Source organism: Microcoleus sp. SVA1B4, assembly GCF_036700545.1.
GTDB lineage: Bacteria > Cyanobacteriota > Cyanobacteriia > Cyanobacteriales > Microcoleaceae > Microcoleus.
In genome coordinates, this window is the sequence record NZ_JAUBPB010000010.1 from 108,607 (window position 1) to 133,751 (window position 25,145).

At 44.2% G+C, this 25,145-nt stretch carries 9 protein-coding genes; 6 read left to right on the plus strand and 3 right to left on the minus strand.

The annotated features are described in order from the left end of the window. Window positions 1-90: 90 nt before the first annotated feature. The 4 genes from QT987_RS07560 to QT987_RS07575 all read left to right on the plus strand — a co-directional run bounded on the left by QT987_RS07560 (window position 91) and on the right by QT987_RS07575 (window position 6,947). Window positions 91-2,031, plus strand: coding sequence for a response regulator (locus QT987_RS07560; RefSeq protein WP_333238670.1), 1,941 nt, complete (start codon window positions 91-93; stop codon window positions 2,029-2,031). Continuing rightward, on the plus strand, window positions 2,032-3,939 hold the full coding sequence (locus QT987_RS07565) for a PAS domain S-box protein (protein WP_333238672.1): 1,908 nt from the start codon (window positions 2,032-2,034) through the stop codon (window positions 3,937-3,939). Between the two features lie 765 nt (window positions 3,940-4,704). Next, window positions 4,705-5,157, plus strand: coding sequence for a response regulator (locus QT987_RS07570; protein ID WP_333238674.1), 453 nt, complete (start codon window positions 4,705-4,707; stop codon window positions 5,155-5,157). Window positions 5,158-5,285: 128 nt separating this feature from the next. Beyond that, on the plus strand, window positions 5,286-6,947 hold the full coding sequence (locus QT987_RS07575; RefSeq protein WP_333238676.1) for a diguanylate cyclase domain-containing protein: 1,662 nt from the start codon (window positions 5,286-5,288) through the stop codon (window positions 6,945-6,947). A 372-nt stretch (window positions 6,948-7,319) separates the two neighbouring features. On the opposite strand, the gene QT987_RS07580 is transcribed toward QT987_RS07575, so the two are convergent. The 3 genes from QT987_RS07580 to QT987_RS07590 form a co-directional block, all read right to left on the minus strand. Beyond that, window positions 7,320-12,338 (minus strand): PAS domain S-box protein, encoded by a 5,019-nt coding sequence (locus QT987_RS07580; RefSeq protein ID WP_333238679.1) that lies wholly within the window; start codon window positions 12,336-12,338, stop codon window positions 7,320-7,322. Window positions 12,339-13,024: 686 nt separating this feature from the next. After that, entirely contained in the window at window positions 13,025-14,230 is a 1,206-nt protein-coding gene (locus QT987_RS07585; RefSeq protein WP_333056998.1) for a hybrid sensor histidine kinase/response regulator, read from the minus strand. Window positions 14,231-14,505: 275 nt separating this feature from the next. Further along, the gene (locus tag QT987_RS07590; RefSeq protein WP_333238680.1) at window positions 14,506-21,003 is read right to left on the minus strand and encodes a PAS domain S-box protein; all 6,498 of its coding nucleotides are present in this window, start codon (window positions 21,001-21,003) and stop codon (window positions 14,506-14,508) included. 897 nt (window positions 21,004-21,900) lie between these two features. Here QT987_RS07590 and ppsA point away from each other — a divergent pair. Together ppsA and QT987_RS07600 are read left to right on the plus strand one after the other, a co-directional pair. Then, a complete protein-coding gene (gene ppsA, locus QT987_RS07595) occupies window positions 21,901-24,378 on the plus strand; it encodes a phosphoenolpyruvate synthase (protein WP_333238682.1) in 2,478 nt (825 codons plus the stop codon). A 282-nt stretch (window positions 24,379-24,660) separates the two neighbouring features. Next, window positions 24,661-24,972: a DUF6464 family protein gene (locus QT987_RS07600; protein WP_333238684.1), complete on the plus strand. Its 312-nt coding sequence runs from the start codon at window positions 24,661-24,663 to the stop codon at window positions 24,970-24,972. The last annotated feature ends 173 nt before the right edge of the window (window positions 24,973-25,145 follow it).

The window sequence follows — 25,145 nt, forward strand, 5'->3', positions numbered from 1 at the left end:
AGGAGTTGATTGAGGAGGGAGTGCTATAATGACTATTTAACCACTTTTGATAATTCCAACAATTTTTAAATTAACAAAAAATAGCGATCGATGATCAAAAATCAAATAGAAGAAAATAAAGGCAACATATTAATTGTTGACGATACTCCAGAAAATTTGCAAGTTTTATCAGCAACGCTGTCCGATCGGGGCTACAAAGTCCGCGGCGTAATTAACGGCAAAATGGCAATCAGGGCCGCGCGCTCTGGTTGTCCCGATTTGATTTTGCTCGACATCAAAATGCCGGAAATGGACGGCTACGAAGTCTGCACCCAGCTCAAGGAAGATCCGAAGACATCCGAAATTCCAGTTATTTTTATCAGCGCTTTAGATGAAGTATTGGACAAACTAACCGCCTTTCAAGTGGGAGGGGTTGATTATGTCACAAAACCGTTTCATGTAGCAGAAGTTTTAGCGCGAATCGAACACCAACTGACTATCCAAAGACTGAAAAAACAATTGCTCGATCGCAATAAAGAACTGCAAGAAGAAATAATAGAACGCAAAAAAGCTGAAGAAGCAGCGGCCGCTGCCTCGCTTGCAAAAAGTCAATTCGTTGCCAACATGAGCCACGAATTGCGGACTCCCCTGAACGCCATCCTGGGTTTTACCCAAGTCATGAGCCGCGACTCTTTGCTCAGCCACGAAAATCTCGAAAATCTCCGAATTATTAACCGCAGCGGTCAACATTTGCTGGAACTAATTAACGATGTTTTAGACTTGTCGAAAATAGAAGCAGGGATAATTGGCTTAGATCAACGCAGCTTTGACCTTTATCAACTCCTCGACACTCTCGAAGAAATGTTTCAAATTAAAGCTGAAACAAAAAAAATGCAACTGAGATTTTCCGTCGAGGCTAATGTTCCCCAATATATAAAAACTGACGAAAAAAAGCTGCGCGTTTGCTTAATTAACCTGCTGGCAAATGCCATGAAATTTACTCACGACGGGGGCCGTATTTGGCTGCGCGTGAGCGTGGAAAGCAACCAGCAACAGCCGGCAGAATCGGAAAGTCATCTTAACTATACCTTCGTCGATCCATTGTTAATTTTGTTTGAAGTTGAAGACACTGGAATTGGCATAGCAGCAGCAGAAATTGATACTTTATTTGATGCTTTCGTGCAAACACAAGCGGGGAGAAAAGCGGCTGATGGTACGGGATTGGGTTTGACAATTACTAAAAAATACGTGCAGATAATGGGCGGGGATATTTGGGTAAAAAGTGTTTTAGGTGAGGGAACCAGTTTTAAATTTAATATCCGAGTATTGGCCGCTATTTCGTCGGAAATAACCGTGGCGACATTTCAGCGTGCGATCGGACTAGAAGCAGATCAACCGATTTATCGGATTTTAGCAGTTGACGACAATCCAGACAATCGGCTGCTGCTGGTTAAAATGTTGCAACCAATTGGTTTTGAAGTCCGAGAAGCGGAAAATGGCTACCAAGCGGTTGAACTTTGGGAAAGTTGGCAGCCTCATTTAATTTGGCTGGATACGCGAATGCCAGTAATGGACGGTTTTGAAGCTGTCCGACAAATTAGAGCCAAAGAGAAACAAACTCAGTGGCGAACTGTAATTATTGCTCTGACTGCTAGCACTTTTGAGGAAAAAAAAGGCGAAATTCTCGACGCAGGTTGCGACGATTTTGTGCGGAAACCTTTTCAAGAACAAATCCTTTTTGATAAGATGGCTTGCTACTTGGGAGTGCGCTATCTTTATCAAGAGTTGCCCCGACTCCCTGTCAGGGCTTTACGGCGTTATTGTGTGAACGAAAAACCCGATTCATTTTTCGGAGGGCTGCTGGCTCAAATGCCTCAAAGCTGGGTGAAGGAACTCCATGACGCAGCTAATGATGTTAATGAAGAGCTGGCGATTCAACTTGTCGATCGCATCTGGGAAAGTCATCCAACTTTAGCTGAGGCTTTAAAAGATTTGCTTGCCGATTACCGACTCGACAGGATAATGGATTTAACTCGATCGAGTTTAAAATAAATGGATAATAGCGAAATTAAAGTATTGGTGGTTGATGACCAACCAAGCAATCTGCGGTTCTTATCCAAACTGCTAACATCCCAGGGGTATCTAGTTTACCGAGCTATTTCCGGTCAACTGGCGTTGAATGTGGCGATCGCCCATCGCCCGGATTTAATTTTGCTCGACATTAGAATGCCGGAAATGAGCGGTTATGAAGTTTGTCGGAGACTGAAAGCGACACCGGAAACTGAACAAATTCCGGTAATTTTTTTAAGCGTATTAGATGAAATGAACGATAAATTACAAGCTTTTCGAGTAGGAGGCGCCGACTATATTACTAAACCCTTTCAAGTAGAAGAAGTTTTAGCGCGCATCGACAAGCAAGTCCGCTTGCAAAAGCTGCAACAGCAATTAAAAGAACAAAATTATCAACTGCAACAGTCGCAGTCGCTGCTTGCTAGCATATTAAATAGTTCATTAGACTGTGTGGTGGCTTATTCTGCGGTCCGCAACAGTGAGGGAAATATTGTAGATTTCCAGTGGCTCTTGATCAACCCTGCCGCCGAAAAATTTTATGGTTTGCTATTAAATGACATAGTTGGCAAGAATTTGTTACCCCAAGTTTCCCAAGTTAGCAACAACGGGTTATTTGATTTGTATGTTTCTGTAGTAGAAACAGGAGAAACTGTAGACCAAGAATTTTATTACGAACAGGAGCGAGATACAATTGTTTGGCTGCACATTGTGGCGGTAAAATTAAACGATGGTCTGGCAGTAACATTTCGTAACATTACCGAGCGTAAACGAGCAGAAATTGCCCTACGAGACAGCGAAGAACGCTTCCGGGCGATATTCGAGCAAGCAGCAGTCGGCATAGCTAAAACCGCGCTTTGCGGTAAGTTTATGCGGGTAAATCCCGGCTTTTGTCAAATTGTCCGCTATGCAGAATCGGAATTGTTACAGCAAAATTGGGAGGCAATTACTCACCCGGATGATAGAAAAGCGGACAGAGAATACCTGCGCTCGCTGTTATCTGGGAAGATTCAAACTTTTTCTGTGGAAAAGCGTTTGCTATGCAAAGATGAGGCAGTGCGCTGGGCAAATGTTACTGTGTCGGCAATGCGCGATGTCAAGGGGACGCTGCAGTATTTGATTTGTGCGATCGAGGATATTTCTGAACGCAAGCTGGTACAAGAAATGCTGCAAGCGAGTTTAGACGCTCAAACCCGCTACGCTCAAGAATTAACTCGTTCTAATGCCGAACTAGAACAGTTTGCTTATGTGGCTTCTCATGATTTGCAAGCGCCTTTGAGCACGATTGCTGGCTACGCTCAACTATTAGAAAAACGCTTTCCCAACCAACTTGATGCCCAAGGGAATAAATTTATCCGCAATATTGTTCATTCTTGCGATCGGATGCAGGCGCTGATTGATGACTTGCTGGAGTATTCGCGGGTAGGTCGCAGTCAGAAACCTTTTGAGCTCATAGATTGCAATCAGGTTTTTGAGGATGCTTGTGCTAATTTGCATTTGGCCATCCGCGAGAATCAAGCTTCAGTTACTAAGGGGAATTTGCCAAGGGTAAAAGCTGACTCTTTTCAACTGCTGCAACTGTTTCAAAATTTAATTGGTAACGCCATTAAGTACCGCAGCAGTGAGGCGCCGGTGGTGCAGGTGGACGCTTCGCATCAGGGGGATAGCTGGGTGTTTTCAGTGCAGGATAATGGTATTGGGATTGCCTCACAGTATCATCCGCGAATTTTTCAGATTTTTCAGCGCTTGCACACCCAAAAACAGTATTCGGGAACTGGTATCGGTTTAGCGATTTGTCAAAGAATTGTCGAGCGGCATGGCGGCAGCCTGTGGGTAGAATCAGAACCCAATCGAGGCTCGACTTTTTATTTTTCTATTCCTATATCAAAGTAAAGTCAATCGATTTTAGATTTTAGATTTTAGGTTTTAGATTTTAGATTTTAGGTTTTAGATTGTAGATTGTAGATTGTAGATTGTAGATTGTAGATTGTAGATTGTAGATTGTAGATTGTAGATTGTAGATTTTAGATTGTAGATTTTAGATTGTAGATTTTAGATTTTAGATTTTAGATTTTAGATTTTAGAATTGAAGAAAGCGACTCCACTGATAAATCCGGGGGCAAGTGAAGAGGATTCGGAGCTTTTTTCTCGCTCCACGGATGAATCCGGGGGCTTGTCACCAAATTGCTTGATTGTCACCCGTCCTTTACTTAAGCTTTAAATATCTTTATCTTTTCTTTACAAAAATGCTTATAAAGTGTAGCATATTCACTGATGACATCGAGCTATAAATCTATCAATATAAATTTATTAGCTCTATCCTTATACAACTTATAAATCAGCGGTGCGCGCAAGACTTGTTAATTTTTTTCAACTGTATCCAGAGCATCTTGCTTTGGGATGCAGTAGTTTCCATAGTAGTTCGCGGAGAAGGATTTGTGATGTGTTTGCAGTTTGCAGGTTCTCGGACAGACTGCCAAGTGAAACAATCATGATTCGCAAACCTTTGCAAATGCAGAAAAACTGTAAATTATTGCAACACAATTTCAGTGTTCTCAGCCAGATTTACCGGATGATGGCAAGAGATTCTTGGCAGGTACTCAGACACGGCTCAAAGTCCAGCGACCTCACAAAAAACGTTCGGAGTGAGGCAAAGCCGTGAATTATAAAAAGAAAAAATTTACTCTTTTAATAGCCAACGATGACGAGGATACGCGCTTTTTGGTGAAGGAAGCACTGGGAGAAGTTCGATTAGCAATTACGAGCGAATTTGTGGAAAATGGAGAACAAGTCCTAGACTACTTATACCGTCGCGGTCAATATCTTGGTAGCAGCAATTGGCATCAGCCAGACTTGATCCTTTTGGATCTGAATATGCCGAGGCTGGACGGGCGAGAAACACTAAGTTTGATCAGATCTGACCCCCATTTGCAACAAATTCCGGTTGTAATGCTCACAACTTCCCACCGCAGAGGAGATATTTTGCTTTGCTACCGCTTGGGAGCCAATTCTTTTATATCCAAACCAGTAACTTTTGAAGGCTTGCTTGAAGTAATGAAGACTTTATGTGAGTATTGGTTTGAAATCGTTTCACTCCCGCCGGATATGTAAACTTTAATGGAAAGCTAAATCCATAGTTTGAGTGTATAGTGAATTTGATAAGCCGAAATATTTGCCGATCGCAAGTATCGCTCTCAAAACAAAAAAGTTGCCTTCGACCCGCTCCGAACGCTAGAGTTGTGTTAACACGTCACCAATGTCTGAAAATTTTGTTGGTTGAGGATGACCTCGGAGATCCCACAATGATCGAAGACCTTCTAGGGTCATTCAGCGAGTCTCTATTTCTTCTCCAAACTGTTAAGTCTCTGGAGATAGGAGTTGGGCGTCTGGAAGTAGACAAGTTTGACGCCGTACTATTAGATTTGTCAGTGTCAGACAGCTTGAGGGGAAGCGAGGATCTCGCAGTTTTGAAAGGGCGATGGCCCACATTGCCAATTGTGGTGCTGACAGATATCAAGGATGAAAATATGGCCCGGTCGGTATTGCGCTGGGGCGCTCAAGATTGTTTGGTAAAGGGAAGATTTCACAGAACTCTGCTGGTGCGGGCAATCCATTACGCCATCGAACGCCAGCAAATCGAAGAACAATTGCGGCAGCAGGCTCTGCGACAGCGGCTGTTGGGCAAAATGATCGAACATATTCGATCGTCAATAGATCCGGCAAGCATTCTCCAAAGTACCGTTGCAGAAGTGCGCCAATTTCTCCAAACAGACCGCGTTTTAATTTATCGCTGTCAGGATTGGGTGTCTCAATTGGACGGGGAAGAGCAAAAAGGTGCGATCGTCGCAGGTGACGGTTTGCCAGAAGGTTATATTGAAAACCAAAATATTAGTGCTGCTTTGGCGGTGTCATGCTTTGTTTTAGTCGAATCCCAGTCGGTACAAGCAATCGCAGATGTCAGCACTGCCCCCTTGGCTGGCAGTTGCAAAGAATTGCTGGCCGATTGTGAAATTGCAGCAGTTATCAGCGTGCCAATTTGGCAATCAGGCGACTGGGAAACGGCAAAAGAAACACAAGAAACCACTGTTTGGGAAGTCGAGAAAAATCAAGATGCAGTGGAAAATTATATCTGGCCGCAGGCGAGTGGCAACCCGCAGGCGCAGGGTAAGAAGTTGCCGGATTCGATCGCAGAAAATGGCAATAGTTTGTGGGGAATGCTGACAGCATACAATTGCAGTGGTGTCAGGGAATGGCAACAGTGGGAAATAGATTTTTTACAGCACTTGGCAAATCAAGTAGCGATCGCGATCGAACAATCTCAACTTTACCGCAAGCTAGCAATAGCCAATCAAAAATTGCAGCAACTGGCAACTACTGACGGACTGACTGGCATTGCCAATCGCCGCCAGTTCGATCGCGTTTTGAACTTAGAGTGGCGCAGATTGGCCAGAGAGGAGCTACCGCTTTCTTTAATTATGTTGGACATCGACTTTTTTAAACTTTACAACGAGTTTTATGGGCACCTGGGCGGGGACGATTGTTTGCGCCAAATTGCCGGGGCGATCGCCAGCGCCACCAATCGGCCTGGGGATTTGACTGCCCGCTACGGTGGCGAAGAATTTGGCCTAGTGCTGCCCAACACCAGCGCCCAAGGGGCAAACGCTGTCGCCCGGAAAATTTGCGACGGCATCGCCAGCTTGAAACTGCCCCACGCGCGATCGTCGATCGGCCCCTACGTTACCCTCAGTTGCGGCATTGCAACAGCGATTCCTTCTGCCCAGGAATCTCCCAACACCCTAATTCGCAGCGCTGACAGCGCCCTTTTTCAAGCCAAAACCGAAGGCAAAAATCGCATTTGTCACGCTAGCAATAACTCGGAATCTTCCCAGATTTTTATGTAAACGTTGAAGGCAATTAGTAATTAGTAAAATCGTGTTTTATTTTTAACTCACCACTCACAACTCATAACTCATATTGTTGACCTTTGCATCGGAATAATAATTTTCCGAGTGCAGTGCGAGCGGGATGCGATCGAGTGAGCCGGAGCAATAATAATGCTCGCTTTCAGGGTATAATTCTGATTCTACGGTATTTGATATTACTGAGATGTTGCACCATTCTCAATTACTTGTTTAGGAACAGGCTTTTCGGCCTGTTCCACAAAGAGTAAATTTTCTTGTGGAACAGGCCGAAAAGCCTGTTAAGCGAGAATGGTGCAAGATGTGAGATATTACCCATTTGCGCTTCCCAATTTCCAATTACCAATTGCTAATTTATTGCCCCAAATTTGAATTCCTACCAGTTAAATTCGGCTGCACTGGAATTTCAATCAAAAACTCCGCTCCCTCTCCCGGTGTCGAAATACAACTCAATCGGCCGCCATGCCGATCGACGATAATCGAGTGAGAAATCGACAATCCCAAACCCGTACCCTTGCCGACAGGTTTAGTCGTGAAAAAGGGATCAAACAGCCTCGATCGCACTGACTCCGGTATCCCCCCCCCGTTGTCGGCAATCGATACCGCTACGAAGCCGGCAGCCACCTGATAACTGCGAATAGCGATCGTGCTGGGATGTCGATCGCACTCCTCGATCGAACGCTGCTTGTCCCGTTCTTCCAAAGCATCGATCGCATTAATCAAAATATTCATAAATACCTGATTCAACTCGCCAGGAAAACATTCAATTTGTGGCAAGAGTTGGTAGTCTTTAACTATCTGAATTTCTCCATGACTGCTGTGAGATTTTAACCGATTTTGCAAAATCATCAAAGTGCTATCAATTCCCTCGTGAATGTTAACCGACTTCCCTGCGGACTCGTCCAATCGGGAAAAATTACGCAACGATTTCACAATCTCGACAATTCGCTCGGTTCCTACTTGCATCGAGTTAAACAATTTCGGGAAATCCTCAACAATATAATCCAAGTCTATTTCATCAATTTTATCCAAGACTTGGGCCGGAGGATGAGGACAGTAATGCTGGTAAACTTTAATCAATTCCAGCAAATCTAAAGTGTAATTGCGAGCCGGACTGAGATTGCCGTGAATAAAGCTAACGGGGTTATTAATTTCGTGAGCAACACCAGCAACTAACTGACCCAAACTCACCATTTTTTCATTTTGAACGAGCTGAGCTTGAGTCGTTCGGAGTTTGTTAATAGCTGCTTCTAACTCTAGCGCTTTTGAACGTTCTCGCGCTTCCGATTCCTGCAAAGCTGACTCGGCTTGTTTGCGATCGGCAATTTCACTTTGTGCTTGCTCAAACAGCATTGATTGCTGGATCGCGATCGCCAACTGCACGCTAATTTGTTTGAGACACTCAACCTCAATTTCCAGCCAGTGGCGGGGGCCCGCGCACTCGTGGGCAATCAATAGCCCCCACAACTTCTCGCCTTGCAAAATCGGCACTACCAAATTAGCTCGCACCTGAAATTGACTTAATAAATTAATGTAGCACTCGGAAAGACCAGCTTTGTAAATATCATCTACAGGTACAGCGCGACCGTGTTCGTAAGCAGAAGCATAGCTGTATTCAAAGCAGGGATCGTTAATAGTTAGTCCCTGAATCGATTGCCAATTTTTGCCCACCGACTCGACAGTTACAAAACCGCTCCTATCGGGATTAAAGCGATAAATTATTGTCCTGTCTGTTTGCAAAAATTGCCGTACTTCAGCAACAGCTTTTGTCAAGATTTCTTTTAAATTGAGAGAAGATCGAATGCGTTCCAGCATCTCTACCACCAACCGTTCTCGCTTTAATTGCTGGCGCAAGATAGCCTCGGCAAGTTTGCGAGAGCTAATATCTTCAATCACAGCAATTACATAGCTAGGTTCCCCAAACCCATCCTGCACTAAAGATACAGTCATATTAGTCCAAACAAATGAACCGTCTTTGCGAATAAAGCGTTTCTCAATGGAATAATTTAAAATTTCCCCAGCTAACAGTCTGTCGCGCGACTCGACATCTGCTGCTACATCTGCGGGGTGAGAAATATCCCCAACATTTCGCGATTTTAGCTCCAATTCTGAGTAGCCGACAATATTGCAAAACCCTTGATTTGCATTCAAAAAGTGACCGTCTGGCCACACTTTCACAATGCCTATCGCCGCTTGTTCAAATACCGCTCGAAATCGCTGTTCGCTTTCTTGCAAAGCAGTTTCGGCTTTTTTGCGATGGGTAATGTCCATTGCCGTGCCAAACATCCGCACCACCTGACCCAACTCATTTTTAATAGCTTGTCCTTTAGCGTTAACGTGCCTAATTTCTCCTGATGGGAAATAGATGCGGTGGTCGATATCGTAAGCTGTTCCTTCAGTCACTGCTTTTTGTACAACTTCTGCGAACCTTTCTTTGTCATCGGAATGAATTTGCTCTAAAAGTTCTTCCATTGTCGGTGGCAGATTCAATTCTCGACCATAAACTCGAAACAGTTCTTCCGACCAAGTAATAACTCCTGCCTCCCTATCGAATTCCCAATTGCCGATGCGGGCTATTTTTTGCGCTGCTTGTAACTGGTCAGCAAGTAGTTGCAGAGATGCGATTAACTGCGTTTTTTCTGCTTCTGCTGCCACGCGGGCACTGATATCTTTGTGAGTGCCCGTTATCCGCAACGGCGCACCCCATTCGTCGTACTCGACTACCTTGCCCATTGCCAGAATCCACTGCCAATTGCCCGCTTTGTTGAGCATCCGAAATTCAAATTCATAAATCTCAGTCTCACCTTCCAAATAGGAATTTAAACATTCCATTACCTTCCCTCGGTCTTCTGGATGCAGCAAACTTTCCCAACCTTTGAGGTTGTTTTCAATTTCGGTTTCTGCGTAGCCAAGCATTGATTTCCAATGAAAATCGAAATAAGTTTCGCCAGTAGCTATATTCCAATCCCACAGCCCCAAAGAGCTGCCTGAAACCGCCAACTGCAATCGCTCTTGACTGAGTTTTAATGCCGATGCGGTGCGTTTTATTTCTGTGAGATCGGCAATTATGGCTATCATTCCTATCGGTTGACTAGCGCTATCTTTAATGCAGTTAGCTCGCAAGAAAGTTTCTATAATATCGCCATTTTTACTCTTGATTTCAATTTCACTATCCCAGGAAAGACCTTTCCGCAGCCCCCTAAATAACTTGCTCAAATCTTGAGATTTGGGGTACATTACTGCTGGGCCGCCGGCATTATTTAGTTCCTCAACTGTATAGCCGTAGCGCTGAACAAATGCTTGATTGTGATAAACGGAATAACCGTCCAAATCGGCGATCGCGATCGCATCACTAGCGCTGTCTACAGCTTGAGTTACCAGGCACAGAGTCAGTTCGGCTTGTTTGCGATCGGTAATGTCAAAAATCGCTCTGTCGAGCCACAAAACTAGCCCTTCTATATTGTAAGTTGGCCTACCTCTTTCCGACATCCACCGCACCGCCCCGTCAGCGCGAACAATCCGGTATTCTAGATTGTACGGCTGTTTCGACTCTACGGCTGCGCTGATTTGTCGATCGACCATTTCCTTGTCTGCCTCGTGGACAATGCTCGCAAAACTTAAGCCGTTGTTGCGAATAAAATCTCCAGCAGGATACCCACTAATTACCTCAATTTCATCGCTAATAAATACCATCGTCCACTCAGCATCGTACAAGCTGCGGCAGATAGCGCCAGGGATATTCTCAACGAGCGATCGAAATCTGGCTTCGCTCTCCCGCAAAGCTGCTTCAGTCTGTTTTAAATCAGTAATATCCAGCACGATGCCTTCCCAAACTATATCCCCTTCCTGCCCTATTTCAGTCGCAAAATCAACTCGTTCCGGTCTCGAAACCCCTTGCATCCACTTAAGTTTTCCCGACGGTACAATCGCCCGCCATTCCTGCTGCCATGGCTGCATATTTGCCGCAGAAACAGCAATAGAGTCTTCAAATTGTTGACGGTCATCTGGATGAATAAAACTAAAAAATAGTTGAGGATCTTGCTGAATATTTTCTGGCTCCAATTCATATAAATCGCGGCTGCCAGAAGAAATATAAGGGAAACTTTTTTTACCGTCGATTGAGAGACGAAATTGATAAATTATTCCCGGTAAATTGGCTGCAAGTTGCCGAAGTCTAGCTTCGCTTTCTTGCTGCGCTAATTGTTTGCGCCTATCCTCAGTGATATCTCGAATTATCCCGACGAGATTTTTACTGCCATCGCTATTTTCAAATACAGTTTTTTTAGTAGACAAAATGTGCTTTGCACCGCGGCCGTCCGTAAATATTTCCTCGCTCTCGTTTTCTTCCCCCGTCCTAAAAACTTGTTCGTCATTCTGCCAAAAAATCTCAGCTTCTTGTCTTGGGAAAAAGTCATAATCCGACTTGCCCAGCAGTTCCTCGCGCTGCTTCCCGATCAGCTTGCAAAAAGCATCATTTAACAGTATCCAGCGGTGCTGTTCATCCTTGACAAAAAGTGGGTCTGCCACTGCATCGATTGTATAATTCAAAAACTTTTTACTAGCATCGAGTTCGGAAAGTGCTAAAATTTTTTCTGTAATATCATTGATAGTTCCTGTCGTCCCCTGCGCCTCGCCGTTCCCGCCCCAAATAAAAAATTCTTGCACTTCTACCCACCGAATTTCGCCATTTTTTGTAAGATATCGAATTTGATAGCAATTGGATGTTTCTTGATTTTCGCTCAAACCTGTCAACGAATTTAAATATTGGTATTGATCCTCAGAATGAATGTAACTCAAACAGGAAGTTCCTAAGCTTTCATCAACGGTAAATCCGGTAATTTCCGTCCAAGCCGGATTGAGAAAAGTCCAATTGCCCGCAGTATTTGTTTCAAAAACAACTTCTTTGATATTGTCAACAACCTGCTGGTATTTTTCTTGACTTTTTTTCCATTCTGCTTGCCGTTTCTGGCGGGCGATCGCGCACCTGAGCGTCCGTACCAGCAGCCGGCTGTCTACCTGTCTTTTCACCAGATAATCTTGGGCGCCGGCGGCAATTAACTCGACAGCCAGTTCTTCGTCATCGGCCGCTGTCAGAATGACGATCGGAGTATTGATACCGCAATCTTGAAGTCGGAAAAAAGTATTAAATTTTGGGCTGTCAGGAAGTGAAATATCTAATAAAATTACATCAAAAATTTGCTCCCTTAAAATTTCTATCGCTTCCCGGAAGCGAACTACATTGGTCACATCAATTAAGTGTCCTAGTTGGGGTTCAGACAGCAGTTCTTGAATGAACTCTGCATCTTCGGCACAATCTTCTACTAAAAGAATTTTTAAACCAAGCGTTAAAGTTGACTCAAACACAGATGTCATACCATTTTAGATTTTAGATTTTAGATTTTAGATTTGGAATGACTGATGACTGATGACTATCGCGGTTTGGCTGTTGCGTAAACTAGCATTTTTTTTACGGGTATCCTTTTGCTATTGTTTAGGAATAAAAAAATCAGCAGCGGATGCAGCTACCTAGCTGATGATTGGGGAACTTGAAGCACACGCTTTAGAGTGCGCTGTGTGCTTGCAGACCACCCAGATTTATTTGTAGAATTGAGTTGTTCGCTGCAAGTTGTCCGCCTGGCCCCAAACCTAGTGGCCCAAAATTATCATAGTCTTACAAATATTGCAACTCAACTCTATTTTAATTTACAACCTTTGGCAGGGGAATAGCAAGAGGCAAATCAAAAGAACGCGGATTAATCAGGATTGGCATTGCTGATAGCCTTTGAAAATTTAGATTTTAAATAGCCGTTTAAAGCTTGCCTAAAGTTAAATTATTTGTTTTTGAAATGGTATTACTAAGCTACGAGAATTACCGTTAATTTACAAAATACGCTCTGAGATTGTGTCCGGTTAATAGCCCGCAATTAGCGCTTGTTTGTATTGAGCAATGCAAGTCCTCTCTTGAGCGAGTAACCAAGACTTGCATTCCATGCTACAAATTTAATTACAAACTTAATTATGGTTGTCTAACCCGACACAAGTTAACTCAGTTGAGTCGCTCAATTTGTCTGCGGTTTGGGCAGCACAACTGTAAACACGCTGCCTTGACCGACATTGCTGCTAATAGCAATTTCACCGTTAAAAGGTTTTAAAAGTTCAATACAAGTATAAAGTCCTAGACCTGTTCCTGTTGGTTCACCTTCCGTTTTTGCCTCGCCTTTAGGCGGCTTGGATGTGTAAAAAGGATCAAAAAGTTTTGGCAAATCTTCAGATGATATGCCGCATCCCGTATCTGCAATATCCATGTATATGTTCGAGTCATCTTGCCGCGTCACGATAGTTATTTCTCTGCTTTTCTTTTCCCACATAGCATCCATTGCATTATTAATTAAATTATAAAATACTTGAGAAAGATAGGAATAAATTAATGGAATGCTGTCAATTTCTTCGTCATAAAAGTATTTTTTTCTAATTTTATTTTTAAAATATAGGTTGCCTTCCAATAGCTGAATTTCTCGCTGCACTAAATCGTTGATATTCACCGGGTGCAAATCTTGCTTTTGCTCGTTGCGGCTTTTCATCATCAGAGTATCCATGATCTGATTGATTTTTGTGACAGCTTGAAAAATATACTTAGTATAGTTAAACAGAGAGTCTTCTTGAATTTGTGTGGCTTTTGTTTCAATCAAATCGACGCTAGTCTGGATCACTTGCAGGGGACTTTTGAGGTTGTGAACCATGCCCTGAGTCAAACGTCCGATGATGGCTGTTTTTTCCTGGTTTATTAATTGCTTGGTTTTTTGTTCAACAAGTCTTTCAAGGTTTTGGTTGAGGTGGGCAAGTTCGAGGTTTTTTTCTTCGAGTTTTTTTTGCAAGCTGCGGATTGTCAAGTGGGTTTGAATCCGGCTCAAAACTTCTTCGTGCTGGAAAGGCTTAGTGATGTAGTCAACTGCTCCTGTCTGAAAGCCTTTTACTTTATCAGGCGTATCGGAAAGGGCGCTCATAAATATGATGGGAATATCTTGCGTTGACGCGTCTGCTTTCAAGCGTCGGCAAGTTTCAAAACCGTCAATTCCTGGCATCATGATATCCAAAAGAATCAAGTCGGGATGAATGTAGTCAATTTGCTCGATCGCACTTTCGCCGTCTAGAGCCACTAATACTTTAAACCCGTAATTCCTTAACAACTCGAAAAGTACGTCAAGATTTGTTTGGTTGTCATCGACAATTTGTATGATGCTTCTTTCGGAATTCTTATCGTTCATATTCAAGGGAAATATTCAAATTTTAGACTTTTGAGTTGTGGTTTGTGAGTTTAAATCGGATTCAAGTGATTTTCTGCGGATCTAGAAATCCGGTTGCTTCATAGATGCCTTTATTGGCAATCACTCTTTTCTTTTGTGGGCGGGATCTGGGGTCCAACCCCTACTCCCCACAAGAAATTCAGTCTCTGTGGAACAAGCCGGGAAGCCTGTTGCTGACAATGGTGCAAGATCAGAGATTTAACGGATTTTGAGTTGTCTGTTAGCTATCGTCAATTTTAGGACAAATGTTGCTTCAAAAAATCTCGAATTTTCTTGAGCTGAAATCCTTTAGCAAGTTGGCGCAGGTGATGAACGAAAGGCACTAATGTCGGCTCAGAATGTTCGAGTTTAGCCGTTTCTTCCAGAATAGCTTCAATATCGCCCATTGCAGCCAATCTTAACAACGCCAAGACTGACTCTGAGGCAGGAGACACCATCGTTGAGTCAGCACCAGCAATCTCAGAAGATGCTTTTGCAGTTTGATCAGTCCGCTTTTTGGTTTGCGATCCTTCTTCGTAAACCCATTCTAGTCTCAAATGCAGGCGCAATAATTCTAAAAGCTCGTTAGTTTGAATCGGCTTGGTGAGAAAATTATCGCAACCTGCAAGTATGCTCTCTTGCTTGGTAGTCTCGTAAACGTTAGCGGACAAAGCAAGGATAACCGTATCTTTTAATTCCGGCAACTGTCGCAGCCGCCTGGTAGCTTCCCAACCGTTCATTACGGGCATCAGCAAATCCATTAAAATTATATCCGGTAGAAATTCCTGTGCTTTGTGCAAGCAGTCTTCGCCGTCTGTAGCTTGTGCAATTTCAAAGCCTAAATGAACAAGCAGCCTGTGCAACATGGCGCGATGTACTTCGTGATCGTCCACTATTAGCACTTTCCGCTGGGGGCCGGTAAAACCTACAAGCCGCCTTTTTTCTTGCCGGGAGGGGAGTTCAGAACACTGCGCGACTGCGGGTAAGTCTAGATCCAACCAAAATATGCTGCCTTTGCCGGAGGTACTTTGGACGCGAATTTGGCTGCCCATCATTTTGACTAATTTTTGGCTGATGGAAAGTCCCAGTCCGGTACCTTCGACGAAATTGTTGTGATCGCCCACTTGATGAAAAGGCAAAAATATTTCTTCTAATTTATTCTGAGAAATGCCAATGCCGGTATCTTCGATTTGAAAGCGAATTTTAGGGGTAGGGGCACGAGCGCCGATATTTTCTGCTGTTATCACCCCGCGCGCTTGTGTTGTTCCTAGCGGCGGGAGCGACGACATTTGCTCCGCGTCTAAATTCGCGGTCAAATTGATCGTTTGAGTAGCAATTTCCGCTGTGCAACTATAATTTCCACAGTTGGTTTGAGGATAATTATCGGGGAAATTTTCTGCATAACCGACTTTGAATGTAACGCTGCCGCTGTTCGTAAACTTAACGGCATTGCTGAGCAAATTAATCAAAACTTGACGCAACCTTTTTTCGTCTGCCAAAATGCCATCTGGCAGCGCTGACACCTGCTCGTAATTAAAGGCAATTCCTTTTTGAGCAGAGCGCATCTGGAACAAATCAATAATACTTTTAACAAAACTGGAAAAATGCAGGTTTGTCAGAGACAGATCCATTTTACTAGCTTCGATTTTTGAGAGGTCTAAAACATCATTAATCAGCATCAGCAGGTGGTTGCCACACTGGTGAATGTTGTTAAGACTTTCCTGTTGATCGGGGGTAAAGTTTTTATCGACTTTTAGCAGTTGAATGTATCCCAAAATCCCGTTCAAAGGCGTCCGCAATTCGTGGCTCATGTTCGCGAGAAAGTCGCTTTTAGCGCGGTTGGCGGATTCGGCGGCTTCTTTTGCTAATTGCAGGGCGGCTTCTGCAAGTTTGCGATCGGCAATTTCGGTTTGTGCTTGTTCAAATAGCATCGATTGCTGAATGGCGATCGCCAACTGCACCCCCAATTGTTTTAGGCACTCTCCCTCCAATTGTTGCCAGGGACGCGGGCCCGTGCAGTGGTGGGCAATTAACAGCCCCCACAAGTTTTCGCCTTGCAAAATCGGCACTACCAGATTCGCTCTCACGTCTAGCCGAGTCAACAAACCCAAGTGGCAGTCGGCTAGGCCCGCATTGTGAACATCTTCTATGGCTCTAATTCTACCGTCTTGGTAAAGATGAACGTAGGCTGCCCCGAAACAGGGGTCATAAATTTCCATTCCTACAATTGGTCGAACATTTTCGGCAACCGACTCAACAGCGATAAACCCGCTCCAATCAGGATTGAATTGATAAATAATAGTGCGGTCTACTTGCAAAAAATGACGCACTTCTTCGACACTTTTGGTTAAAATTTCTTCAAGATTTAGAGAATATCTAATGCGTTCCAACATGGCTACTGCCAACTGTTCGCGCTTTAACTTCTGTTGCAAAAATAATTCAGATTCTTTGCGTTTTGTGATATCAGTAATTACTGCAATTAAGCCGATTGAATTACTATGAATATCTTGAATACTGTCGGCTCGCACCAGAGCAGTTACTGCTTCGTTCCTCTTAGTTTGCAGTGCAACTTCGCCACACCAAGAGCGACCTTTGCGAAGGCTTTTATAGATTTGTTTGTAATTTTTATGCCGGACATACAGCGCGGTCATATCGCCAAGATTATTGAGTTCTTCCACTGTGTAGCCGTAGCGCTGAATAAAGGCTTGATTGTGATAAATAGACCGCCCTTTCAAGTCGGCGATCACGATCGCATCGCTGGTACTTTCTACGGCTTGAGTGACCTGCAGTAAAGCTAATTCTGCTGCTTTGCGATCGCTAATATCCGTCATCGAACCCACCATCCGCAGAGGGTTTCCGGCTTCGTCCCACACTGCTTGAGCGCGGGCGAGCACCCACTTATAGCTACCGTCTTTGCACTGCAAGCGGTATTCGGCGGCGTAATTGGGGGTTTGCCGATCGAGATAACCTTGGATCGCTGCTTGCACTCGTGAGCGATCGTCTGGATGGATGCGATCGATCGATGCGCTGTTGGTGCTGTCGATTTCGCCGTCTGTGTAACCGATAATTTCTTGCCAGCGGGCCGAGCGAAAAGCTTCATTTGTTTGAAGATTCAGATCCCAAATTCCGTCTTGATTGCCTTTAAGAACTAACTGCCAGCGTTCTTCACTTTTACGCAATTCTTCTTCGGCTTGTTTGCGCTGAATATGATCGCCCAACTGAGTCGCTACAGCCTTGACCAACTCTACTATACGCGGTTCCATAATCGAGCGATCGCGCTTGCAGAATACTAAAACTGCCAGCACCTTTGAACTAGCGTGAATTGGCACTCCGAAACAAGCTTTCAATCCGACTGATTTCGCCATTTGCGATCGGGCAAAAAGATGATTTGTGGCTAGAGAAATATCTTCAATCCATTCTACATTTCTGGTTGACCAAATCCGTCCAGGTACTGCCACTCCGGCGGCGAATCTAATTCTTTTACTTTCGCGGCCGAACCTATCTAAATCGCGATCGCTAGCGTACCAAGTTTCGCTATGTTCCAAACAACTACCGTTAGCAGTCGGTATCCAAGCTTCCGCAAAATTCCAGCCGATCGCATTGCACAGCAACCGCAGAATTTCCGGGAGGGCGCTGTGAAAATCGGCAGACTGACTAATAGCTTGAGTTGCGGCCAGCAACAGCTTTATTTCATCTTCTGCTTGCTTGCTTTCTGTAATATCAGTTGCCGTGCCGAGAATTTGTTTTAACTTACCGTCTGCTGTTTTGGCAAATACAGTATCTCGGCTAACCATCCAGCGCCAAGAACCATCCTTGTGCCTAATTCTGTATTCAATTTCAAAGATATCCCCTTCGCTGCCTGTTTCGACTTGCTGTAAATAATCAGGCATTTTGATTAAATTTTCGGGGTGGATTAAAGTTGACATCATCCACGGCCCCATTGCCTGAATTTCCTCTACTGTATAGCCAAGAATGTGGTAGATAGAAGCGTTCCCATAGATATTTTTTTTTTCAATTAAGTCACAAACATACAAAATATTAGGAATTGCCCCAGCAATTTGCTGAGCGAATCGCTGGCTTTCCCGCAGTGCTGCTTCTGCTTGTTTTCTTTGAGAAATATCGCGAACAACGCAAATAGTTTCTCCGCCGGCTAGCATTGTCAGCGAGACATCTATAGGGACTTCCGATCCGTCGCGACGGCATCCTACTGCTTCGGTGCTGTAAGAACCTTTCTGCACTAAAGTCGGCAGGACTTCTTGCTCGAACCTTTGCAGTTCTGCACCTTGGTAGAATATTTTCCAACTTTTACCTAAGATTTCTTCGAGAGAGTTGTAACCGTAGATATTGAGTCGTGCTGCGTTGCAATAAATCACCTCTTTGTCGGCACTGAATATGGCGATACCTTCGGAAGCAGCCGCCATTGCTGCTGCTTGCCTGTGGAGTTTTGACTCGAAACGTTTGCGATTGGTGATGTCGCGGACGATCGCGATAATTTCGTCATCCGTGCAGAAAACAATTCTCGCTTCAAAATCGTACAGTTCATCATTAACGGGCATTTGATATTCTACAACTTGAATCTCGCCAGTGGCGATCGCTTGTTGATGACCCGACAAGATTTTGTCAGCAAAAGCAGCAGGCAATATGTCTTGTGCTTTTTTGCCGATTAGTGCTTTTTGCGGTAGGATATTATCGAAATCTTTTGCAGGTTTGAAGTCTACAAAAGTGCCGTCTGCCCGACAGCGAAATATCATGTCTGGTATCGCATTTAAAAGAGCGCGGTTGGTGGCTGCGCTCTTACGCAATTCAGCTTCAGCTTGCTTGCTAAATGTAACATCGCGAGCCACGGCATAAATCAAACCTTCTTCGGCAAACGGCGATGCAGTCCACGATAGCCATTTATAAGTACCATCTTGGCAAAGATAGCGGTTTTCTAAGCTAATAATCGGGTGGCTTTTTTTAAGTTTTTCTAATTCCGCTACAGTAATTTCTAGGTCTTCTGGATGGACGAATTCTATCAAAGGTTTGGCTAAGATTTCATCGCTGCTATAACCCAATACATTTGACCAAGCGGGGTTTAAGCGTTTGAAATAGCCGTCAAAACCTGCAATGCAAAGTAAATCCAGCGAGAGATTAAAAAATCGATCGCGGTCTTGCTGGGTTTGTTTCAATTCCGTAACATCCATCACTAAACCGTCCCAAACTATATCGCCGTTTGCTTGCTTTTCTGGCTTCGACGCGCCTTGAAGCCATTTCACTCGATCTCCCATAACTTGCCGCCACTGGTGTTGCCAAGCTTGCTGAGTCGCCGCTGAAGTTGCCATCGATCGCTGCAAGTCTGAGATGTCGTCTGGGTGAACTGTTGCAAAAGCCAAACTGGCATTTTCTTCTATTTCTTCTGGCTTTAAATTGTAGAGCTGCCAACTGCCAGAAGAAACGTAAGTAAAAGATGTTTTCCCATCTACATAAAGCCGATATTGATAAATCATTCCCGGCACGTTGTCGGTCATTATTTGAAATCGAGCTTCGCTTTCCTGCAACGCAATTTGCTGGCGTTTGTATTCGGTCACATCTCGCATTGTTCCGACCAACATTTTAGTCCCATCGGCTTTTTTAAATACTGTTTTTTTAGTAGATATAATGCGTTCTTGACCACCGCTATCTGTAAAAAATTCTTCTGTTTCCTGAGCAAGACTTCTTTGCAATACTTGCTCGTCTTGTTGCCAAAAAAAAGCCGCTTGTGCTGGGGGTAAATAATCGTATCCTGACTGGCCAATCAGTTCCGATCGCCTTTTTCCTATCAAATTGCAAAAAGCATCGTTTACAACGATCCATTTGTGCTGCTCATCTTTGACAAAAATTGGATCGGGAGTAGAATTTATCGTGTGATTTAAAAACTCTTCTGATGCTTTTAGTTGAGCTTCGTAACGGTAGCGATCGCTCACGTCCAAGACTACTTTAATCAGGCGGTCTATCGAGCCGTCTAGGGCGCGGATACAGCGAAGGTAAACTCTAGTATAAACGGTTCTTCCATCTTTTCTGCGCCATCTTTGGTCTAAAACATAGCCTTCACTCTGCCCTGCCAAAATTTTATTTAACTGCTCTAAACTAGACTGCAAGTCTTCAGGAAAAACCCACATTTCCCAATTCTCATGCCAAAAATCCTGGCGATCGTATCCCAGTAAATCGCACAAAGCATCGTTCACTTCCAACCACTCGCATTTTTCTGGTGCTGAGGGGGAAATAGGAGGAGCGAGAATGGCAATTCCGACGAGAGAATTCTCGACTACCGAGCGATATTTTTCTTCGCTTTTTCGTAAAGCTTCTTGGTTGTGCTGTCGCTCGACTGCGTAGCGAAGCGATCTAATTAACACTTCGCTGTCAATTTTTCGCTTGACTAGATAATCTTGAGCTCCGGCTTGGATTGACTGCACGGCAAGCTCTTCATCATTGCGGGCAGTCAGTACGACAATCGGAGTATTTAGACTATATTCTTGTATTTTGACAATTGTATTTAAGTCTTGGCTGTCTGGCAGCGAAAGGTCTAGTAAAATCACATCAAAATGTTCGCTGACCAAAAGTTCCTGCGCTTTGCTCAGACGGTCTGTACAACTTACTGATAGCCTTTGGGGTTCGGCTCTACTGACGTTTGTTTCTAATAATAATTCTTCAATCAGATCGGCTTCTGCTTGATTGTCTTCGACCAGAAGAACTTTAAAGCCGTTTCGCTTTGCGGGTGGGCTCAAAACTGATATCATATACCTTGTTTTTTGTCATAAGGCAGTTTAGCCACCTATTATAGCATATAAACAATTGTATAGCCACAAAATCCGCCGTTCCCAGTTGAAAACTATTTGGTTCAACAATTACAATGCACTCTATCTTAGATGTTGAACGGTTCTCAATAACTGGCTTTCTGGCCCATTTCAGAAAGAGTAAATTTTCTTGGGAGGGTTTCTTCTAACCAGCTCTTAAAAGGCTTATTGAAAATGATATAATATCTGGTATCTATGCGATTGTGTTTTTCCTCTAAGTAGGCTAACGCAATCAGGGGTAAATTTTTTAAGGTTTTTAGAATCTCGGTGTCAGGACGAAACTAAGCTGCATAGTATTTTTTGGGGCGATCGCCCCTGTCACCCGATTTTAGATTTTAGATTTTAGATTTAGTCCACAGATGAATCGGGGAGGTTGAACTAGAATCTCCTATTTTTGGTGACTCACGACTCCTATCGGAAAGTAAGTATCGGCTTTTTGGGCGGGTTCAGCCGATCGCGCGATCGAACCCCACCCTTTGTTCCCCTTGGATTCCGCTACCAACACAATCCGAGCGATATCCCCACACCAATCAGCGCTCAACGCCAAAAAAGCGGTGAGAACTATCTTCGTTATTCATATTTTTACCACTTCTTTAATAATACCTTACATAAACTCATTACTGCAAATTCTTTACGTTTTGCAATCAAATCAAATATCTCCACAGGCCTTGCTATTTAGCCAAAAAGTGATAGTCTTGAAATAGAGGCAATCGAAAATTCGGTTGATACAGCCTAGGAAAAAAATTGAGAATTTTTGTAACAAAATTACAATTCCCAATAAACTGTCTTTTGTTTACTGTGCTTTGACCGAACTGAGATGAAGTTGAGAGGAAAAAAGCAATGATCGAAAAATTAGCAATTGATCAAAAACCCGGTGTAATTCCCAAAGAAAAAGCCTTAGTATTGTTATTTGATGAAGTCGGCATCGCCGACATCCCATTAGTAGGCGGTAAAAATGCTTCTTTGGGCGAAATGATTCAACAATTAACCAGCCAAGGAGTCAGAGTTCCCAACGGATTTGCAACTACAGCCCACGCTTACCGGTACTTCATCCAGTCAGCGGGTTTAGAAGCTAAATTGCGCGAAATTTTTGCCGATTTAGACGTAGAAGATCTGCAGAACCTGCGACAAAAAGGCAAGCAAGCGCGGGCACTGATTCTCGACACACCATTTCCGCGAGAACTCCAAGCGGCGATCGCCGATGCTTACGAAAAATTGTGCGATCGCTACGGCGACAGTACAGACGTAGCAGTGCGTTCCTCCGCCACCGCCGAAGACTTACCAGACGCCAGTTTCGCGGGACAGCAAGAAACCTACCTCAACGTCCAAGCTTGCGCTGGCGTCCTCGAATGCTGTCACAAATGCTTTGCTTCCATATTCACAGATCGCGCGATTTCCTACCGCCAACAGCGGGGTTTCGACCACTTTGAAGTCGCCCTATCAGTCGGCGTCCAAAAAATGGTGCGATCGGACTTAGCATCCTCCGGCGTCATGTTCAGCATCGACACCGAAACCGGATTCAAAAACGCCGTATTAGTCACCGCCGCCTACGGATTAGGCGAAAACGTCGTCCAAGGCACCGTCAACCCCGACGAATACTTCGTCTTTAAACCAACACTAAAACAAGGTTTTCTCCCGATTTTAGACAAACGTCTCGGCACCAAAACACTCAAAATGGTGTACGATATCGGCGGTTCTAAATACACCAAAAACGTCTCCGTCATCGCAGCAGAAAAAAACAAATTTGCCATCCAAGATGATGAAATTTTGCAACTAGCAAAATGGGCAGTAGTCATCGAAGAACACTACTCAAAAGTGCGCGGTACTTATACCCCGATGGACATTGAGTGGGCAAAAGACGGCAATACCGGCGAATTGTTTATTGTCCAAGCGCGACCCGAAACAGTACAATCTCAAAAGTCTGCTAAAGTTTTGCGAAACTACAAATTGCAAGGCAGCAGTGCAGTTTTGGCAAAAGGACGCGCCGTTGGCGAATCAATCGGACAAGGCAAAGCCCGGGTGATTTTAGACGTTCACAGAATTGCTGAATTTCAATCAGGAGAAGTTTTAGTTACCAACAAAACAGACCCGGATTGGGAACCGATTATGAAAAAAGCAAGTGCGATCGTCACCAATTCCGGTGGGCGTACTTGTCACGCCGCCATCATCGCCAGAGAAATGGGAATTCCCGCCATTGTCGGCACCGGCGATGCCACCCAAATCTTGAAAAACGGGCAAGAAATCACTGTTTCTTGTTCCGAAGGAGATGAAGGCAAAGTTTATTCCGGTTTGCTTCCTTTTGAAATTCAAGAAACTGCGATCGAGAATTTACCCCGCACCCGCACTCAAATTTTAATGAATGTCGGGAACCCAGAAGAAGCCTTTGGTTTATCAGCCATTCCTTGCGACGGCGTAGGCTTAGCGCGGTTGGAATTCATCATTGCCAATCACATTAAAGCACACCCGCTGGCACTGATTCACTTTGACGAATTGGTGGATGAATCAGTCAAGGAAGAAATTGCAAACCTGACAGCACTTTACCAACACAAACCCGATTTCTTCACCGACAAACTCGCCCACGGAATTGCCACAATTGCCGCCGCATTTTATCCAAATCCAGTTATCGTGCGGATGAGCGATTTCAAGAGCAACGAATATGCTAATCTTTTGGGCGGGCGGCAGTTTGAACCCAAGGAAGAAAACCCGATGATCGGGTGGCGCGGCGCCTCTCGTTATTACGACCCGAATTACCGCGAAGCTTACGCTTTGGAATGCAAAGCATTAAAGCGAGTTCGCGACGAAATGGGCTTGACAAATGTGATTCCGATGATTCCATTTTGCCGCACCCCGGAGGAAGGGCGAAAAGTGTTGGCAGAGATGGCAAAACACGGTTTAGTCAAGGGCGAAAACGGCTTGCAAGTGTATGTGATGTGCGAATTGCCAAGCAATGTCATATTTGCTGACGAATTTGCCCAAGTTTTTGACGGATTCTCGATCGGCTCTAACGATTTAACTCAGCTAACATTAGGATTAGACCGGGATTCTGCTTTAGTCGCACACATTTTTGACGAACGGAATGAAGCTGTCAAGCGCATGGTAGCAATTGCCATTAAAGCCGCCAAGAAGTACGATCGCAAGATTGGGATTTGCGGTCAAGCCCCCAGCGATTATCCTGAGTTTGCTCGTTTCTTGGTTGAGTTGGGAATTGATTCGATTAGTTTGAATCCCGATTCAGTTTTGAAGACTTTGTTAGATGTTGCTAAGGTAGAAGGTGCGGGTTCGCTGATGGATTTAGCGGGGGATATTGCTAAGGTTTAACCGTTTTGGTTTTGGAAAGCAACCGGGTTTCTCAAAAAGTTTGTGGGATGGGCGTCCCGCCCGTCCAAAAAAGACGGGCGGGACGCCCATCCCACAATAACAATTAAAATTGTAAGTTATTTAATTCGCCCTCCTCAGCAGCCAGCTAACGGTTAACACAGGGGCGGCCTAGTTTGAGACTTAATCGGGAACTTTTCTTATTTAAAACCGTCTTTTAGGCGAGGATTTTCTATTGTCATCGCCTAAATCAAAAAACATATTCTCCACATCAGCTCTGAAAATGTGCTAACTGCTCTCCTAATTATTTTCATAGGTTTAGCTCCCTCGCTGCTGTCTTTGTGGGTGATGCGCTATGCCCAGAGCCAAGCCCGCGACAGAATTGCAGCAGCCAGACTTGCGGTAGCGAATAGATCCATGGCAACTCAACTACCAACTGCCGATCGCACTTACATACAAAGCCTCGGTTATGCTATCGGCGATATCACTTGCGAGTATAACGCCCGCTCAAATTACATTCGCTGCGCTGTCAATCCTTCTGGGCCCTGTCAAGATTGTCGGTACTACCAAGCCCGAACCCTTGACGTGCGTGGTTAAAAGATATAGCTTATATTGGTGCTTGTATCTACGTCTATTTGCGGATGTAATAATCAATGAGTTAATATGTACTTACGTGTAAGGATTATTGTTGAAGCTTGTTTTGGACGACCCACGCCCAAACTCAGCACGTAAAACCTAATCAAGCATTATTGCTTGGTTACAGTTGCCAT

Bases quoted from the DNA above. Each gene is read 5' to 3' on its own strand.
- QT987_RS07565 (WP_333238672.1), top strand. From the start codon at position 2,032: ATGGATAATAGCGAAATTAAAGTATTGGTGGTTGATGACCAACCAAGC.
- QT987_RS07580 (WP_333238679.1), bottom strand. From the start codon at position 12,338: ATGACATCTGTGTTTGAGTCAACTTTAACGCTTGGTTTAAAAATTCTT.
- QT987_RS07585 (WP_333056998.1), bottom strand. From the start codon at position 14,230: ATGAACGATAAGAATTCCGAAAGAAGCATCATACAAATTGTCGATGAC.
- QT987_RS07590 (WP_333238680.1), bottom strand. From the start codon at position 21,003: ATGATATCAGTTTTGAGCCCACCCGCAAAGCGAAACGGCTTTAAAGTT.
- ppsA (WP_333238682.1), top strand. From the start codon at position 21,901: ATGATCGAAAAATTAGCAATTGATCAAAAACCCGGTGTAATTCCCAAA.
- QT987_RS07560 (WP_333238670.1), top strand. From the start codon at position 91: ATGATCAAAAATCAAATAGAAGAAAATAAAGGCAACATATTAATTGTT.